This is a genomic window from Shewanella sp. SP2S2-4 (assembly GCF_031932025.1).
GTDB lineage: Bacteria > Pseudomonadota > Gammaproteobacteria > Enterobacterales > Shewanellaceae > Shewanella > Shewanella baltica.
In genome coordinates, this window is record NZ_JAUOER010000005.1 from 57,744 (window position 1) to 74,157 (window position 16,414).

General features: G+C 48.0%; 12 protein-coding genes. 10 read left to right on the forward strand and 2 right to left on the reverse strand.

Going from position 1 to position 16,414, the window contains the following annotated elements; all coding sequences use genetic code 11:
* The first annotated feature begins 271 nt into the window (after positions 1-271).
* The 8 genes from gltB (at position 272) to Q4Q54_RS06005 (ending at position 10,278) form a co-directional block, all read left to right on the forward strand.
* Positions 272-4,720, forward strand: a complete 4,449-nt coding sequence (gene gltB / locus Q4Q54_RS05970) for a glutamate synthase large subunit (protein WP_311987964.1) — start codon at positions 272-274, stop codon at positions 4,718-4,720.
* Between the two features lie 6 nt (positions 4,721-4,726).
* Positions 4,727-6,133 (forward strand): FAD-dependent oxidoreductase, encoded by a 1,407-nt coding sequence (locus tag Q4Q54_RS05975; protein ID WP_311987965.1) that lies wholly within the window; start codon positions 4,727-4,729, stop codon positions 6,131-6,133.
* Between the two features lie 317 nt (positions 6,134-6,450).
* Positions 6,451-7,161, forward strand: coding sequence for a 5'-methylthioadenosine/adenosylhomocysteine nucleosidase (locus Q4Q54_RS05980; protein WP_259582913.1), 711 nt, complete (start codon positions 6,451-6,453; stop codon positions 7,159-7,161).
* A 22-nt stretch (positions 7,162-7,183) separates the two neighbouring features.
* Positions 7,184-8,173 carry a cobalamin biosynthesis protein gene (locus tag Q4Q54_RS05985; RefSeq protein ID WP_106649835.1) on the forward strand — a complete coding sequence of 330 codons (990 nt, stop codon included), beginning with the start codon at positions 7,184-7,186 and terminating at the stop codon, positions 8,171-8,173.
* A gap of 56 nt (positions 8,174-8,229) precedes the next feature.
* A complete protein-coding gene (locus Q4Q54_RS05990) occupies positions 8,230-8,607 on the forward strand; it encodes a DUF2721 domain-containing protein (protein ID WP_126493519.1) in 378 nt (125 codons plus the stop codon).
* Positions 8,604-9,230: a trimeric intracellular cation channel family protein gene (locus Q4Q54_RS05995; RefSeq protein WP_006080751.1), complete on the forward strand. Its 627-nt coding sequence runs from the start codon at positions 8,604-8,606 to the stop codon at positions 9,228-9,230. The genes Q4Q54_RS05990 and Q4Q54_RS05995 overlap by 4 nt, the downstream gene beginning before the upstream one ends.
* Position 9,231: 1 nt before the next feature.
* The gene (locus Q4Q54_RS06000; RefSeq protein ID WP_012088589.1) at positions 9,232-9,723 is read left to right on the forward strand and encodes a nuclear transport factor 2 family protein; all 492 of its coding nucleotides are present in this window, start codon (positions 9,232-9,234) and stop codon (positions 9,721-9,723) included.
* Between the two features lie 126 nt (positions 9,724-9,849).
* Positions 9,850-10,278, forward strand: a complete 429-nt coding sequence (locus tag Q4Q54_RS06005) for a hypothetical protein (RefSeq protein WP_012088588.1) — start codon at positions 9,850-9,852, stop codon at positions 10,276-10,278.
* 90 nt (positions 10,279-10,368) lie between these two features.
* Here Q4Q54_RS06005 and tyrS read toward each other — a convergent pair whose 3' ends face one another.
* Complete coding sequence (gene tyrS / locus Q4Q54_RS06010) at positions 10,369-11,562, reverse strand: tyrosine--tRNA ligase (protein ID WP_012088587.1); 1,194 nt, start codon at positions 11,560-11,562, stop codon at positions 10,369-10,371.
* A 126-nt stretch (positions 11,563-11,688) separates the two neighbouring features.
* Here tyrS and Q4Q54_RS06015 point away from each other — a divergent pair, with 126 nt between their 5' ends.
* Positions 11,689-13,095, forward strand: coding sequence for a peptidoglycan DD-metalloendopeptidase family protein (locus Q4Q54_RS06015; RefSeq protein ID WP_311987966.1), 1,407 nt, complete (start codon positions 11,689-11,691; stop codon positions 13,093-13,095).
* A 20-nt stretch (positions 13,096-13,115) separates the two neighbouring features.
* Positions 13,116-14,225 carry an anhydro-N-acetylmuramic acid kinase gene (locus Q4Q54_RS06020; protein ID WP_012088585.1) on the forward strand — a complete coding sequence of 370 codons (1,110 nt, stop codon included), beginning with the start codon at positions 13,116-13,118 and terminating at the stop codon, positions 14,223-14,225.
* A gap of 13 nt (positions 14,226-14,238) precedes the next feature.
* On the opposite strand, the gene Q4Q54_RS06025 is transcribed toward Q4Q54_RS06020, so the two are convergent.
* Complete coding sequence (locus Q4Q54_RS06025; RefSeq protein ID WP_311889467.1) at positions 14,239-16,389, reverse strand: winged helix-turn-helix domain-containing protein; 2,151 nt, start codon at positions 16,387-16,389, stop codon at positions 14,239-14,241.
* Between the last annotated feature and the right edge of the window lie 25 nt (positions 16,390-16,414).

A 16,414-nucleotide genomic window follows, 5' to 3' on the forward strand; every position in this document is an offset into this window, starting at 1 on the left:
AACATGTTACATTTTAGTAAACCCATAGTTTCCTCATTTTTAAAATTCTTTTTATTCATAATGTTATACAGCACTTTTTACTGTTGACGTTAACGTAAAGCAATTATGATTTGTGTATGAATCATGAATTAATACCCATGTTTTATGCAAATTTTTGGTTTGACCTTTATTGAATCTCAGGCTAATTTGGGTGGTTCGGGTGCATATCTATAGAAAGTCTTTACATTTTCTCCCCGAGTAGTAATCAGTTGAGGTCTAGGGAGGTTTTTGTATGAGCTTATATCATCCCAGTTTTGAGCGGGACAATTGTGGTTTTGGGTTGATAGCACAGATGGATGGCGAAGCCAGCCACCGTATAGTGCGCACGGCAATCCATGGTCTAGATCGCATGAAGCACCGCGGTGGCATTGCCTCCGACGGTCGCACTGGCGACGGCTGCGGTTTATTAATGCAATTGCCAGTGCAATTTTTTGAAGCGATTGCCGCGGAAAATGATTGGCATTTGAGCCGTAAATTTGCCGTAGGTATGCTGTTTTTAAGTCAAGATGATGAACTGGCCGAACAAGCCAAGTTTATTCTTGAGCGCGAACTCGAGCGTGAAACCTTAAGTATTGCAGGCTGGCGCAAAGTACCGGTCAATCCCGATGTGTTAGGTGAAATCGGCAAGGCTAGCCTGCCACAAATCTACCAAGTGCTGATCAACGCCCCCATTGGCTGGCGTGAAAAAGACTTGGAACGCCGCCTTTATATGGCGCGTCGCCGCTTAGAGCAGCAAATCACCGACGATAAGGACTTCTATGTCGCGAGTTTGTCTGGCCAAGTTATCGTCTATAAAGGCTTGATGATGCCTGTAGACTTGCCCGCGTTTTATCCCGATCTCGCGGACATTCGCTTAAAAAGCTCTATCTGCCTATTCCATCAACGTTTCTCAACGAATACTTCTCCTAAATGGCCATTAGCTCAGCCGTTTAGATATTTAGCCCATAACGGCGAAATCAATACGATTACGGGTAACCGTCAATGGGCCCGCGCCCGTGCCTATAAGTTTAATTCACCACTACTGCCAGATTTGCAGCAGGCCGCTCCCTTTGTGAATGAAACAGGCTCAGACTCTTCATCTTTAGATAACATGCTGGAAATGCTGTTATCCGGTGGCATGGACTTATACCGTGCCATGCGTCTATTGATCCCGCCTGCTTGGCAAAGTAATCCAGAAATGGATGACGAACTAAAAGCCTTCTACGACTTTAACTCCATGCACATGGAGCCTTGGGATGGTCCGGCAGGTATTGTGATGACCAACGGTCGCCATGCCGCCTGCGCCGTTGACCGTAATGGTCTGCGTCCATCGCGTTATGTGATCACAAAAGATCGTATTTTGACCTTGGCCTCCGAAGTCGGTATTTGGGATTACGCCGCCGATGAAGTGATTGAAAAAGGCCGCGTTGGACCTGGTGAGCTGCTGGTACTCGATACCTTGAACGGCCGCCTGTACCAATCCTTTGAAATTGATAACGACTTGAAACGTCGCCACCCTTATAAAGAGTGGATGGCGAAGAACAGCCGTACTTTAACGCCAGCGGAAGATTTAGCCTCTGAACAACATGGTGCCAGCGAGTTAAGCCCTGAGCTTTTGCTGCAATACCAAAAACAATTTGGCTATACCCGTGAGGAATTAGAACAAGTCATTTGGGTATTGGCGAAGCAAGGTGAAGAAGCCACAGGTTCTATGGGCGACGATACGCCTATGGCGGTATTGTCGAAAAAGTCGCGTTCACTGTATGACTATTTTAGGCAAAAATTCGCTCAAGTGACTAACCCACCCATAGACCCATTACGTGAAAAACACGTTATGTCGTTGACCACTTGTATTGGCCGTGAGCAGAACCTCTTTAATGAAACGACGGGTAATGCCTACCGCGTCATGTTCAACTCACCCATCTTATTGTTCAGTGATTTTAATCAGTTACTGGGATTAGATAGCACTTACTACCGCGCCAACATTGTGGATTTGAATTACGAGCCACAGGAAGGATTAGAAAGTGCCATCCGCCGTATTACAGCCGAAGCCGAGCGTTTAGCCCGCAGCGGCACGACTTTACTTATCCTCTCGGACAGAGCCATAGGGAAAACGGCGCAAGTGATCCCTGCGGCCATGGCGGTCGGTGCTGTGCAACAAATGCTGGTGAATAAGAGCCTGCGCTGCGACACCAACATCATTGTTGAAACCGCATCGGCGCGAGATCCACATCACTTTGCCGTCTTGCTTGGCTTTGGTGCCACCGCGATTTATCCGTATTTAGTGTATGAATCAATTTCTGAACTGGCGAAACGTCATCAGTTAACCGACACCACAGCACTGATGCTGAATTTCCGTTACGGCATCGAAAAAGGCCTGCGTAAGATCATGTCCAAAATGGGCATCAGCACTGTCGGTTCCTACCGTTGTAGCCAACAGTTTGAAGCCATCGGCATCGCCAGCGACGTGATTGAGCTGTGCTTTAAGGGCGTGATCAGCCGTATCGAAGGCGTCAGTTTTGCTGAAATCGCCCAAGACCAAGCGATTCTGCACAAAGCGGCCTACCGCGCCCATGTGCCATTGCCACAAGGTGGCCTGCTGAAATACGTTGAAGGGGGTGAGTATCACTGCTTCAACCCTGATGTTGTCAACACTTTGCAGGCGTCATTGATCGACAAAAACTTCGCAACCTATAAAAAGTTTGCCGACCTCGTCGACAATCGTCCAATAGCCACGCTACGTGACTTAATCGGTATCAAGGGGGCGCAGGCATCAATTGATGTCGCTAACGTCGAAGGCGCAGCGGGCTTATATCAACGTTTTGACAGCGCGGCCATGAGTATCGGTGCCTTGAGCCCCGAAGCCCATGAAGCGCTGGCTATCGCGATGAACCGCTTAGGCGGCCGCTCGAACTCAGGTGAAGGTGGTGAGGATGCTCGCCGCTTTAATACTGAACGCAACTCTGCGATTAAACAGATTGCCTCGGCGCGCTTTGGCGTTACGGCGCACTACTTAGTCAACGCCGATGTATTGCAGATTAAAGTCGCCCAAGGGGCAAAACCCGGTGAAGGTGGCCAGTTACCCGGCCATAAAGTGAGTGTTGAAATCGCCGGACTGCGTCATGCGCGCCCTGGTGTAACCTTGATTTCACCGCCGCCGCACCACGATATTTACTCTATCGAAGATTTAGCCCAGCTGATTTTCGACTTGAAGCAAATCAACACGAAAGCGCTGATTTCAGTCAAACTTGTGTCTGAACCCGGCGTGGGCACGATCGCCACCGGCGTAGCTAAAGCCTATGCGGATATGATCACGATTTCAGGGTATGACGGCGGCACAGGTGCCAGCCCAATCACCTCAGTGAAGTATGCGGGGAGTCCATGGGAGCTAGGTTTAGCCGAAGTGCATCAATCGCTAGTGGAAAATGGTCTACGCCATAAAATTCGCCTGCAAGTCGATGGAGGCTTAAAAACCGGCACCGATGTGATTAAAGCCGCGTTATTAGGCGCCGAAAGCTTTGGTTTTGGTACTGTGCCTATGATCGCCCTAGGTTGTAAATACCTGCGTATTTGCCACTTGAACAACTGCGCGACTGGCGTAGCAACGCAAGATAAAAACCTGCGCGACAACCATTACCATGGTCTGCCAGAGCGAGTGATGACTTACTTTGAGTTTGTTGCACAGGAAGTTCGTGAATGGATGGCGACCTTAGGGGTGAACAAGTTTGAAGACTTAGTCGGTCGCAGCGAATGGTTATATGCCCTCGAAGGCCAAACCGCGAAGCAACAAGGCTTAGATCTGTCACCGATTTTGTATCAACCCAAGGTGCCAGCAACCTCGTCACGCACTTGGCAAGAAACTAATCCACCAGCGGATTTAGGGCTGCTTAACCAGCATTTATTAAACGAATGCCAAAGTGCTGTCGATAAGGGCGAGAGTTTCGATGCAGCTTACAGCATCAACAACACAGACCGTTCCGTTGGCGCGACGATGTCAGGCTATATCGCGAGCACACTCGGCGTCAAAGGCACCAAAGCGCCGGTCAAACTGAGCTTTAACGGCAGTGCCGGCCAAAGCTTTGGCGTGTGGAACAGCCCAGGCCTTGAGTTAAAACTCTGCGGCGATGCCAACGACTATGTGGGTAAAGGCATGTCTGGCGGCCAAATCGTCATCTACCCGCCAATTGGCAGCCCGTTCCAAAGTGAGCGCAGCGCCATTGTCGGTAACACGTGTCTTTACGGCGCGACGGGCGGCAAGTTCTTCGCCGCAGGTCAAGCGGGCGAGCGTTTTGCAGTCCGTAACTCTGGGGCGATTGCTGTGGTTGAAGGGCTTGGCGATAACGGCTGCGAATACATGACCAGCGGCATTGTAGTTGTCCTTGGTAAAACAGGGGTGAACTTCGGCGCTGGGATGACAGGCGGTTTTGCCTATGTGTTCGATCAATTCGGCCGCTTCAATCGCCGTGTGAATACTGAGCTTGTCGATACTCAAAAACTCGAATCACCGATCCATCAACAACATTTAAAAGGTCTGATTGAAGCCCACGTGGCCGAAACGGGCAGCGAACATGCCAAGATGATCTTAAGTGATTTTGGTAACTGGTTAGATTGCTTCGTATTAGTAAAACCTAAAAATATTGCCGTGGCCGATCTGCTCAAGTTAGAGAAATCGAGCCCAGAATTAGTTGTAAAAGCGGGGTAATGGCGCATGAGTAACGATTTTCAATTTATTGAAGTGGGTCGTAAAGACCCCGCTAAACACCCTGCGGCTAAACGTGCGACTCAGTTTATTGAGATTTATCAGCCTTTTGCTCAGCCTCAAGTGGCTGAGCAAGCGGACCGCTGTTTAGATTGCGGCAATCCTTATTGTGAGTGGAAGTGCCCGCTACACAATTATATTCCAAACTGGCTCAAGCTAGCGGAACAAGGCCGCATCATGGAAGCGGCAGATTTAGTGCATGAGACCAACACTCTGCCCGAAATCTGCGGCCGTGTTTGTCCACAGGACAGACTCTGTGAAGGTGCTTGTACTCTGAACGACGACTTTGGCGCTGTCACTATCGGTAATGTCGAAAAATACATTACCGACACAGCGATCGCCCAAGGCTGGCGCCCCGATATGAGCAAGGTCACGCCACGCCCTGAACGAGTGGCGATTGTCGGTGCGGGTCCTGCAGGTTTAGGCTGCGCGGATATTCTGTCTCGCAACGGTGTTAAAGCCGTGGTCTTTGATAAATATCCACAAATTGGTGGCCTGCTCACCTACGGCATTCCGTCTTTTAAACTCGACAAAGCCGTCATGGCGACCCGTCGCAGTGTATTAGAAGGCATGGGCATTGAGTTCAAACTCGGGGTTACTGTCGGTAAAGACATCCCATTTACTAAACTGCTCGAAGAATACGATGCAGTATTCCTTGGTATGGGCACCTATACCGCGATGAAAGCAGGCCTTGAGGGTGAAGATGCCCAAGGCGTATACCAAGCCCTGCCCTATTTGATTGGTAATACCCACCATTTAATGGGCACTCAAGATGCACAAACGCCCTACCTGAACCTTGAAGGTAAACGTGTGGTGGTATTAGGCGGTGGTGATACTGCGATGGATTGCGTACGCACAGCCGTTAGACAAGGTGCCAGCAGCGTAGTCTGTGCTTACCGCCGTGATGAGGCCAACATGCCGGGTTCACGCCGCGAAGTACAAAATGCGCGGGAGGAAGGGGTTAACTTCCTGTTTAACCGTCAACCTGTGGCGATTAAGACCCAAGATGGCAAAGTAGTTGGCATTGAATGCGTCGAAACCGCCATGGGCAAGGCCGATGCAAGTGGTCGTCAACGCGCCGAAGCGATTGCGGGTAGTGAACAGTTGCTCGAAGCCGATGCGATAATTATTGCTTTCGGTTTCCAACCTAGTCCAGCACCTTGGTTTGCCGACCATGGCATCGAGCTCGATCAATGGGGCCGAGTTAAAGCGAGTAAGTTAGACGGAAATCCTTTCCAAACCACCAACCCAAAAGTGTTTGCTGGTGGTGATATGGTACGCGGTTCTGACTTAGTCGTGACAGCCATTGCCGAAGGTCGCGATGCTGCTCAAGGTATTCTTAACTACTTAGACTAAGCGCTACAGCTTACAACGCCAATGTGTTGGTTTTATCGCTAAAAAACTGTTTTATCGCTGTCATTTAACAAGCTTTGCAATGGCTGGACTTAGGCAAACAAGTCCAGCCATTTGTTTGTGACTTGTCGCTATCGGTTGATGGAGAAATAGATATAAGCGCGCATCTTATGAGCGTACTTTTCCGTTAACCCTCCCGCATTTTACCGCGCCATTATTAAGCAATCCCAATCTCACCATAACGACTGCATAAAACTGTGTGGTATATTAGCCAGCATTCTCGTGTCCCACTCTTAAGTGTTGAATCAAAAAGGTCTCCCATGAAAATTGGAATTATTGGCGCAATGGAGCCAGAAGTCGCTCACCTTATAGCCGCCATGACAAACGCGACATCGCAAACCATTGCTGGTATTGAATTTATTGCTGGTACACTCGCAGGTAAAGACGTAGTCGTGACTCGCTCAGGCATAGGTAAAGTCGCCGCAAGTATTGCGACCACACTGCTCATCGAAAAATATGCGCCAGATGCGGTGATCAACACAGGTTCTGCCGGTGGCTTTGTCGATACGTTGGCCATTGGTGATATCGTGATTTCTTCTGAAGTACGTCACCATGATGTGGATGTCACCGCCTTTGGTTATGAAATTGGCCAAATGGCACAGCAACCCGCTGCGTTTATTCCTGCCGCACATTTAGTTGAAGCCGCCAACAAGGCCATTGCTCAGCTGGGTGAAGTCAAAGCGATTGAAGGGTTGATCTGTACTGGCGACAGCTTTATTTGCGATCCTGTTCGCACCCAAGCCATGCTCAAAAACTTCCCGACTATGGCCGCCTGTGAGATGGAAGGCGCGGCAATTGCTCAAGTTTGTCATCAGTTTGGTGTGCCATTTGTGGTTATCCGCTCTTTATCGGATAACGCCAACAATGACTCGCCAGTGGATTTTGATTCTTATATTGTCAAAGCGGGTTACCACTCGGCGTTGATGGTGATGCTGCTACTTGAGCAACTGAATCCTGACTCAGTAAAATAATCACTTAAGCGGAAAGTACCGAATGCACACCTCTTTTTATCAACAACTTGTCGAGATAGATGGCGCTTTGTTTGAAGGCTTTTTGGTACTTTTTTTTGCTTTGTTATTGGCGCGCTTAGCACCATTGCCACGGGAAATGCAGCCGCTTATTTGGTTTAGCCATTTAGCCAAGCAACTCGCAGCCAAAGTGAATCGCCCTGAACGCTCTCCAAGCCAACAAGCCACAGCAGGCTTTTTAGCTATGTTGCTGTTACTGTTCCCGTTTTGGGCCATTATCACCTTTTTGCTCGAACTGGCCGCCTTTCCATGGTTTTTCGAATTTTTAGTGCTTTATCTGTGTTTAACCGATGCAGGGTTTAGCCAAGTCGCCGATGAAATCGCTAAGGCCTTAAAACGTGGAGACAATGCCAGCGCAAAAAAGCTGTTACAGCCTTGGGTGCTGCGCGATACCGATAGTTTGTCGGAAATCGGCCTAGCCAAAGCCACCATAGAAAAACTCGCCACAGCGCCTATTTACGGCACAGCATCGACCATTTTCTTTTTCGCTATCGCCGGAGCACCGCTAGTGCTGGCGGTGCGCATGCTCAAACAACTCGAATTAAGCTGGCCGCCCATTCAACCAAAGTATCAACATTTTTGCAGTACTGTGAATGGTGTATCCATTATCTTGCTGGCGATTCCGGCTTGGTTGTGGAGCCTGTCGCTCGCCATTCAAGGCGGGCCTAAGGCGTTTGCAAAACTTTTTAGAGCCCCTAAAAATCATCACGCTATTCGAGGTTATGTTCTCAGTGTGAATCTCGTGGCCAGTATTTTGAGAATCGAACTCGGTGGACCACAGAAGTTTGCTGGCGTGCGTATTAATGTGGACAAACTACGTTATGGTCCGCAGCCAACCAGTGATGACATCACGCCTGCAATCAAGCTGACCTCACGTGCCTGTGCTATCTGGTTTAGCTTTATCATTATACTGCCCTTGTTATGGGCAAGTTTACGTTGGTTACAAAGCCTGTGATATGATGCCGCATTATCTCAACGTGAAGTTAAAGGCTGACTATCTTGCTCGAAAACATGCATGTTTCATTAACAACACCTGCGTTGTTATTTCCTGCTATCTCATTGTTACTATTAGCTTATACTAATCGTTTTTTTGCCCTCGCGGCATTAATACGGAGCTTAAGCAGTGGTGAGAAACCCGTTCATAAAGATCAAATCAAAAACCTGAGTCAACGCATTTCCATTATTCGTCGTATGCAAGAAGCGGGCGTATCTAGCTTTGCCCTGTGCGTACTGTGCATGATTTTCATCTATGTCGGCTTTAATAAAACTGGCTCAGTGATTTTTGGCGCTAGCCTGCTATTACTGCTCTATTCACTGATTTTATCTGTGATTGAAATCCGCATCTCTGTGGACGCATTAAATATCCATATCAAAGAGATGAGTAAATGAGCCAGTGGATCTACTTTTTTGATTTATGGGGTACCGCTGTATTTGCACTTTCTGGCGCACTCGCCGCTGGACGCCATAGAATGGACCCCTTTGGTGTCATAGTGCTCGCCTCGGTTACCGCTGTGGGCGGTGGCAGTATTCGGGATGCCTTGATTGGCGCGACGCCTGTGTTTTGGATCCGCGATCCCAATTACATCATAGTGATCCTCGCAACTGTGCTCGCCTGTTTGCTGTTAGTGCGTCGACCTCGTAAGGTGCCCGAATATATTTTGCCGGTCGCCGATGCCTTTGGATTAGCCTTGTTTACTGTGATTGGTGCCGAAAAAGCCCTCAATATGGGCTTAAGTGGCATGATTGCCGTGGTTATGGGCTTGATCACAGGCGTGGGAGGAGGCATTATTCGAGACTTACTGTGCAGACAAGTTCCTATGGTGTTACGTACAGAAGTCTATGCCACAGCTTCAATCATTGGTGGTATCGGCTATACCGTGAGTTTAGCCTACGGTATGGGCGAGAAAACGGCGCTGTTTCTGGCGATGACCAGTGCCCTATTTATCCGCTTAAGCGCCATCAAGTGGCATCTGTCGTTACCGGCCTTTGATCTCAAAACCAAGAGGGAATAGTTTGCGAATATTGTGTCTTATTTTGTGCCTCATTTTTGTTCCAGCCCTCAATCCTGCAGCGGCGCAAGCCAACTCAGGTGAAATGCCGCAAGAACAGCTGTTAGCCGTAAAGTATATGAATGCACTAACCGAACACGACTATAAGACACTACGAAAATTCTATAACCGCGACAGTATCTTCTTCGACAAAACCGCTAACCGTAAATACACCGGCGGCCGCTTCATCATCGACTTTCTTGAGCGCGCCCATGAGGGCGTACTCGAGTACGACTTCAACATAGAACATATGTATAACGCTGGCTCTTTGGTAGTAATGATAGGTAACTATCACTTCAAAGGGCCGGGCGAGCAATTCGGCAAACCTGGCAAAATCATCGACATCGCTATTCCTGGCGTCACTAGCCTTAAACTCGATATGCTCAACCATAGGGTGACTGAGCATGTGGATCTTATCGATTACCAGACCATGTCTGATCAATTAGCGATGCAGTAGTCACAAAATTTCCCCGTCTTTGAAACTTGATCCCTAAAAACGGGTCGAAACTAACAATGAGTCAATACCACTGCGTATTTCACCTTAGCTAGGTTGACAGAGTCGTTTCGTTTCAATGAGGTTTGTATGAAGTTTTTTGGATTGATAGCCCTACTCGCCCTTAATGGCTTAATGCTGGCACCAAAAGCACAGGCCTTACAGCCCATTATCGTGTCCTACGCCGTTCAGCCCGTCAGTCATTTTAATCAGCAGCTGCGTGTCGCTCAGGCGCAACATCAACCTTGGTCGGAAGACCCAAGTCAGATCAGCAGCCAATACGCAGGCAACAAATTTACCTTAGTGCGAACCCAAACCAATAAAGACAGCATTTTGACCTATCAGGTGAGCGAGCTCTCCAAGCAACATCCACAAATGCTGTTGATTATTTCCTTAAAGCAGAATGCAAAACAATGGCAGGTGAGTTCGGCGCAACTGGCGTGGAAATGCAGCGATGGGCAACACTTTGGCACCGACAGATGTAATATCGCCGAGCATGAAGCCAACACAGCGCCTTAATCTTATGGGGTGAAACAGATTTAAAAACAAAGAGCGCCCTAAGGCGCTCTTTTTGTTCGATTAACGACTTTTCATTTAACAGACAATGTCTTAAACCAAAGTCACTTTGGCAAACTTGCGTTTACCGACTTGGAATACCGCGACAGTACCAGCAGACAAAGTCATACGGCTATCGTCCAGCTTTTCGCCGTCCATCTTCACCGCGCCTTGCTTGATCATCCGCATGGCTTCTGAAGTCGACGCCACTAAATCAGCATCTTTCAACAGATTTGCAATCGCAATACCTTCACCCGCCACTAACTCGATTTCTTCGATATCGTCGGGGATCATGCCCTTAGCACGGTCAACAAAAGCTTGATGCGCGCTTTCTGCAGACGCTTCATCGTGGAAACGTGTGATGATTTCTTTAGCCAAGGCAATTTTAATGTCGCGTGGGTTAGACCCATTGGCCACATCTTGCTTAAACTGCTCAATTTCAGCCAGTGGACGGAATGATAGCAGCTCAAAGTAGCGCCACATTAAATCGTCCGAAATCGACATCAGCTTGCCAAACATTTCGTTGGCAGGTTCGCTCACGCCAATATAGTTGTGCGCCGACTTAGACATTTTCTTCACGCCGTCTAAACCTTCGAGCAGCGGCATCATGATCACAGCTTGTGGCTTTTGGCCTTCCGCTTTTTGCAGTTCACGGCCCATTAATAGGTTGAACTTTTGATCTGTACCACCCAGCTCAACATCGGCCTGCAGCGCAACTGAGTCATAACCTTGCAGTAAAGGATACATAAACTCATGGATAGCAATAGATTGGCCCGAGGCATAACGCTTCTTAAAGTCATCGCGCTCCATCATACGAGCCACAGTTTGCTTGGAAGCAAGGCGGATCATCCCCGCTGCGCCCAATGGCTCTAGCCAGCTTGAGTTAAATTCGATACGGGTTTTAACTGGATCAAGTATCTTATAAACCTGTTCTTTATAGGTTTCGGCGTTCGCTAATACTTGCTCACGGGTTAACGGTGGACGCGTACTGTTTTTACCGCTTGGGTCACCCACCATACCAGTAAAGTCACCGATCAAGAAAATGACTTCATGACCTAACTCTTGGAATAACCTTAATTTATTTAAGATTACTGTGTGTCCAAGATGGATGTCCGGAGCGGTAGGATCGGCGCCTAACTTAATACGGAGTGGACGTCCTTCTTTGAGTTTTTCAAGCAGATCCGCTTCGAGTAAAATCTCATCGGTACCACGTCTAATTTCTGCTAATACTTGGTCTAAATCAGCCATCTCGGCAGGGACTCCTAAGGCCATGATCATAAAATGAAGAGACTTATGTTACTTGTTAGCCACCACAATTGAAAGTGTGTACACTAACGGGATTATTTAAGTCTCTGGTTATTGGTATCGGCGTCAATGGGAAAGGTTATAACGTTATTTAAATTGTTGCCTAAAAAGCATCAAATTCTCCTCAGCATTCTTTCAGTTATCACCATGATAACCATGCTACTCCCTTCTGAAGAAGCGCAAGCTTCAAGACAAACCACTAGCATTGATGACCAAGCTCAAATCAACACCCGTTATGATGTGCCTTTAGCGTTTCGCTCGCCTGAACGTCCTGAGTTATTAGAGGGCCAAACAGACAATGCGGCCACCAATGCTGCGCCATTATCGTCAACCGACGTGCTTGCCGCGGGTGATGCTAATAATCCAGCGACAGAATCCCTCGAAAGTGCCCATCACAGGGACGTCGAACATTTTAACGTGAAAAACGGTGACACCTTAGCCGCAGTATTTGATCGCGCAGGATTAACCAGTAAAGACGTGTATGAAATCACCCAACTCCCCTTGGCCAAACAAAACTTACTTAAGATTATGCCAGGCGAAGAAATCGTGATTTCAAAGGATGTTAATGGTGATTTGACCGAAGTGCGTTATCGCGTCAATGCAATTTCAACCTTAGTGATTACTAAGAATCAAGAGCAATACCAAGAAAAAATCTCTGAGAAGGATGTGGAAATTCGCAGCCATTTCACCAGCGCTAAGATTAAGAGCAACTTCTGGAACGCCGCCGTCGATGCAGGCATGAGTGCAAATCAGATCATGCAATTATCGACCGTATTTGGCTGGGACATCGACTTCGCCTTAGATTTACGCGAAGGCGACAACTTTGCCATTATTTATGAGCAAGAATATGCCGATGGTGAATTTTTGCGTAACGGCAATATCTTAGCCGCAGAATTTGTTAACCAAGATGAGCGCTATACCGCCATTCGCTATACCGACGGCAACTATTATTCCGAAAATGGCACTAGCATGCGTAAAGCCTTCTTACGCTCACCAGTCGATTTTAAATATGTCAGTTCCAACTTTAATCCAAGGCGTTTACACCCAGTAACGGGCCAAGTAAAAGCCCATCGTGGTGTGGATTATGTCGCCGCCATTGGCACACCCATTAAAGCGGCGGGGAGCGGACGCGTCATCGAAGCGGGCTACAATCAATTCAACGGTAACTATGTGTTTATCAAACACAACGATACCTATACCACCAAATATCTTCACCTCACGAAGCGCAACGTCAGCAAAGGAGCCAGCGTTAAGCAAGGGCAAATCATAGGTACATTAGGTAAAACGGGGCGCGTCACGGGTGCGCATTTGCATTACGAATTTATCGTCAATGGCGTCCACCGCAACCCAAGAACCATAACGCTACCTAAAGCCGAATCAATTGCGAGAAAAGAAAAACATCAATTTGATGCACTCAGCCAGCAATTGATGACTACACTTTCGCAAAACAAGCAAACGCAATTGGCAATGCAATAACGACGGACGGATTCCTCCCAATGAAAAACGCTTATTATATTGGACTGATGTCAGGCACCAGCATGGACGGTGTCGATGCCGTATTGGTCGACTTTTCTGGCGCGCAGCCGCAGCTTATCGCCAGCCATACCGAAGCCATACCGAGCCATTTGCTCAAAGGCCTACAGCGCCTTTGCTTACCCAGTACAGATGAAATTAACCGCCTCGGCCGTTTAGATCGTAATGTAGGTCAACTGTTTGCCTTAGCAGTCAATAATCTGCTGAGCAAATGCACCATTGCCAAAGAAGAGGTTATCGCCATTGGAAGCCATGGCCAAACCGTGCGCCACATGCCAAACCTTGAAGTGGGTTTTACCCTGCAAATTGGCGATCCAAACACTATAGCAACTGAAACCGGTATCGATGTGATTGCCGATTTTCGCCGTAAAGATATTGCCCTAGGTGGCCAAGGCGCGCCCTTAGTGCCCGCATTCCACCAGCAAACCTTTGCTGAAGTTGGCAAAAAACGCATTATTTTAAATATTGGCGGCATAGCTAACATTACTTATTTACCGGGCAACAGTGACCAAGTGCTGGGCTTCGACACGGGACCTGGCAATACCTTGGTAGACGCCTGGATCCAGCAGGTGAAAAGTGAGCCCTTCGATAGAGATGGCGAATGGGCGGCATCGGGCAAAACCGACCAAGGCCTGTTAATGCAACTGCTTTCGCACCCGTATTTCTCCCTTGCTTACCCTAAAAGCACTGGGCGAGAGCTATTTAACCAAGCTTGGTTAGAACAGCAATTATCGCCTTTTAATCATTTAGATGAAGAAGATATCCAATCGACGTTATTGGATTTAACCTGCCACAGCATAGCCCAAGACATTATTAAACTATCCAATGAAGGGGAATTGTTCGTCTGTGGTGGCGGCGCGTTCAATGGCCAACTGATGCAACGTCTTGCCGCCTTATTACCAGGTTATAAGCTGGATACTACCTCGGCCCTTGGCGTCGACCCTAAATGGGCCGAAGGCATCGCCTTCGCCTGGCTCGCCATGCGTAACCACTTAGGCTTACCCGCCAACCTCCCAGCTGTCACAGGCGCCTCCCGCGAAGCTGTACTCGGCGGAAGATTTAGCGCTAAGTAATCCTTAAAGCAACTTATTTAAGTAACTTATGCTTAAGCAAGATGATATCCCGTTGTGGGAAGCCATCGAGCGTCATCACTAAGCGGTTTGACTCTTGGATATACGTCATAGAGCCAAAACCGCTTAAGCTCGAACGGGGAACCCTTAGGAGTGATGTCAGCTGTTGATTGCTCGCCTCCCAAAAATTCAGCCGCTGCTCGTTACCATTACTCGATTTAAAATACACCCCGTTTGCCGTAAGCACCCAGTTATTACCTGCACGGAATACTTTGCTAGGAATTAACTCTCGAACCTGCTCAGGCTGCGTTAAATCAATCTGCCAGAGTCCATTCACCCCATAACGGCTAAATACAAATTCGTTAGCCGATTTCGCAAATCCCACAGCCATAGTCAGAGGACTGATCACTCTTGGTGTACTGTTATCTAAATAAAACTCCGTGATGCCATCGCTGGTCGATGCTAATACGGCAGTGCCCTGCCAATTCCAACTGGGGCGACCGTGATTGTGATAACTCGAGGCTAAGGCAGTAATATTTTTATTGGCTAAATCTAAAATAAAAATGCGATTACCTTCATTGCGATCATCGGGGGCGATAAAAGCTATTTTAGAGCCATCGGGAGACCAACGCGGGTAAGCTACGCGCGACTTGAGATGAGTATGTTGCTCAAGTTTTTTGCCGTTTATATCTGACGCCCAAATCTCGTTATAGCCAGTCTCACTAGAGACAAATACTATCCGTTTCGCCTCGGGGGAATAATCGGGATTTCGGTGGCTGATACTAGAATACAGGAGCGGAAACAAACTGCCAGATACCGACTCCCCAAGGGAAAAATACGCCATTTGGAATTGACGACGATACTGGTGATAAACAAGCTCACCTTCCGCTGATACACTGCTGGGATAACTCATTCCCTCTACATCGAGAGATTGAATATGCGTGGTTGCAATATCGATAGTAAAACCGTTGCGACTGCCGGAATCTTCGGTGGCAAAAACCAGCGACTGGCTATCAGGTGTCCAACTCAAGCCGCGAATATCTTCTAGTCCGTGGGTTAAGCGTTTCTCACTGGCACTGGCTAAATCCCGAATAAAAATATCTTCCGAGATATTACTAAAGCGTCTCGCTATTGCCAGCCAACGACCATCAGGACTGAAGGCTAAATCTCGGTCTTCATAGTTACAGTGCACTTCGCAGGATAATCTTTCAGCCTTAGCGTCAGGTTGCACCAAAGACAAACGGTAGATACCACCCACCTTACCCGCCTCAAGGGAGGAAACATACGCAAGATATTGGCCGTCAGCAGAAATATCTATTGCCGCCATATCGGTCGAGCAAGGCGCTAAGGCGAGGGTTTCATTGGTTGCAAGGGTTAACTGAGTAATTTGGCACTCTCCCGTTCCCTGAGTTCGGGAGGCAAAAAACAACTTAGTGTCATCTAAACTCCACACTGCGCGAAGCTCTGCCGATGTGGAAGGCGTTAACTGACGGGCGGGGATGTCTTCACGTTTAAAATCTTTAAGATACAGACTAGAAGTAACGCCAGGACGACTCGCACCATACACTAACCAACGCCTATCGTGGGATAACCTAGGATAACGCTCCGATCCCGGATCTCTGGTCAGCACTGTCATTTGGGTCTCTGTCATCCGCTGTTTATCTTGGTACAGGTGCACGCCAATCAATAGACCAACAGTCACAATGACCGCCCCCATCAATATCACCATAAAATGCAGTCGTCGCATCGTATGCTGTAACTTCGCCTCAGTGATTTGGAGTTTATCGATGTCGGTGTCATCAGAAATGTCGTAGACAGGGGGCAATAAGAGGCGGTACCCAGCCTTACGCACGGTTTCAATCACACCACCATCCTGTTCGAGTGGCGACAATTGCTGCCGTAAATGCCAAATCGCATTAGTGAGTGCCTTAGTTCCTACGTAAACATTGCCCTCCCACACTTTTTCGATCAACTCATCACGGGTCACCACATTAGGATGACGCAAGGCAAGATAGCTAAGCACTTCAATAAACTTAGGTTGAAGTGACACCTTAGCGGCTTCATGTTGGGACGTTTCATCCGCCTGCGTTTGAAATGAAATTGAGTTATCGGAAGGGTCGATGCGACAACTTCCTAAGCAAAAACTCAACTTATTCTTATCCTTCATTTTTCTCACACCTGAGTTATTGATC

Excerpts from the sequence above, each read along its gene's own strand:
- gltB (WP_311987964.1), top strand. The coding sequence starts at position 272 with ATGAGCTTATATCATCCCAGTTTTGAGCGGGACAATTGTGGTTTTGGG.
- Q4Q54_RS06005 (WP_012088588.1), top strand. The coding sequence starts at position 9,850 with ATGAAGTTTTTTGGATTGATAGCCCTACTCGCCCTTAATGGCTTAATG.
- Q4Q54_RS05995 (WP_006080751.1), top strand. The coding sequence starts at position 8,604 with ATGAGCCAGTGGATCTACTTTTTTGATTTATGGGGTACCGCTGTATTT.
- Q4Q54_RS06015 (WP_311987966.1), top strand. The coding sequence starts at position 11,689 with ATGGGAAAGGTTATAACGTTATTTAAATTGTTGCCTAAAAAGCATCAA.
- tyrS (WP_012088587.1), bottom strand. The coding sequence starts at position 11,562 with ATGGCTGATTTAGACCAAGTATTAGCAGAAATTAGACGTGGTACCGAT.
- Q4Q54_RS06025 (WP_311889467.1), bottom strand. The coding sequence starts at position 16,389 with ATGAAGGATAAGAATAAGTTGAGTTTTTGCTTAGGAAGTTGTCGCATC.
- Q4Q54_RS06020 (WP_012088585.1), top strand. The coding sequence starts at position 13,116 with ATGAAAAACGCTTATTATATTGGACTGATGTCAGGCACCAGCATGGAC.
- Q4Q54_RS05980 (WP_259582913.1), top strand. The coding sequence starts at position 6,451 with ATGAAAATTGGAATTATTGGCGCAATGGAGCCAGAAGTCGCTCACCTT.
- Q4Q54_RS05975 (WP_311987965.1), top strand. The coding sequence starts at position 4,727 with ATGAGTAACGATTTTCAATTTATTGAAGTGGGTCGTAAAGACCCCGCT.
- Q4Q54_RS05985 (WP_106649835.1), top strand. The coding sequence starts at position 7,184 with ATGCACACCTCTTTTTATCAACAACTTGTCGAGATAGATGGCGCTTTG.
- Q4Q54_RS05990 (WP_126493519.1), top strand. The coding sequence starts at position 8,230 with ATGCATGTTTCATTAACAACACCTGCGTTGTTATTTCCTGCTATCTCA.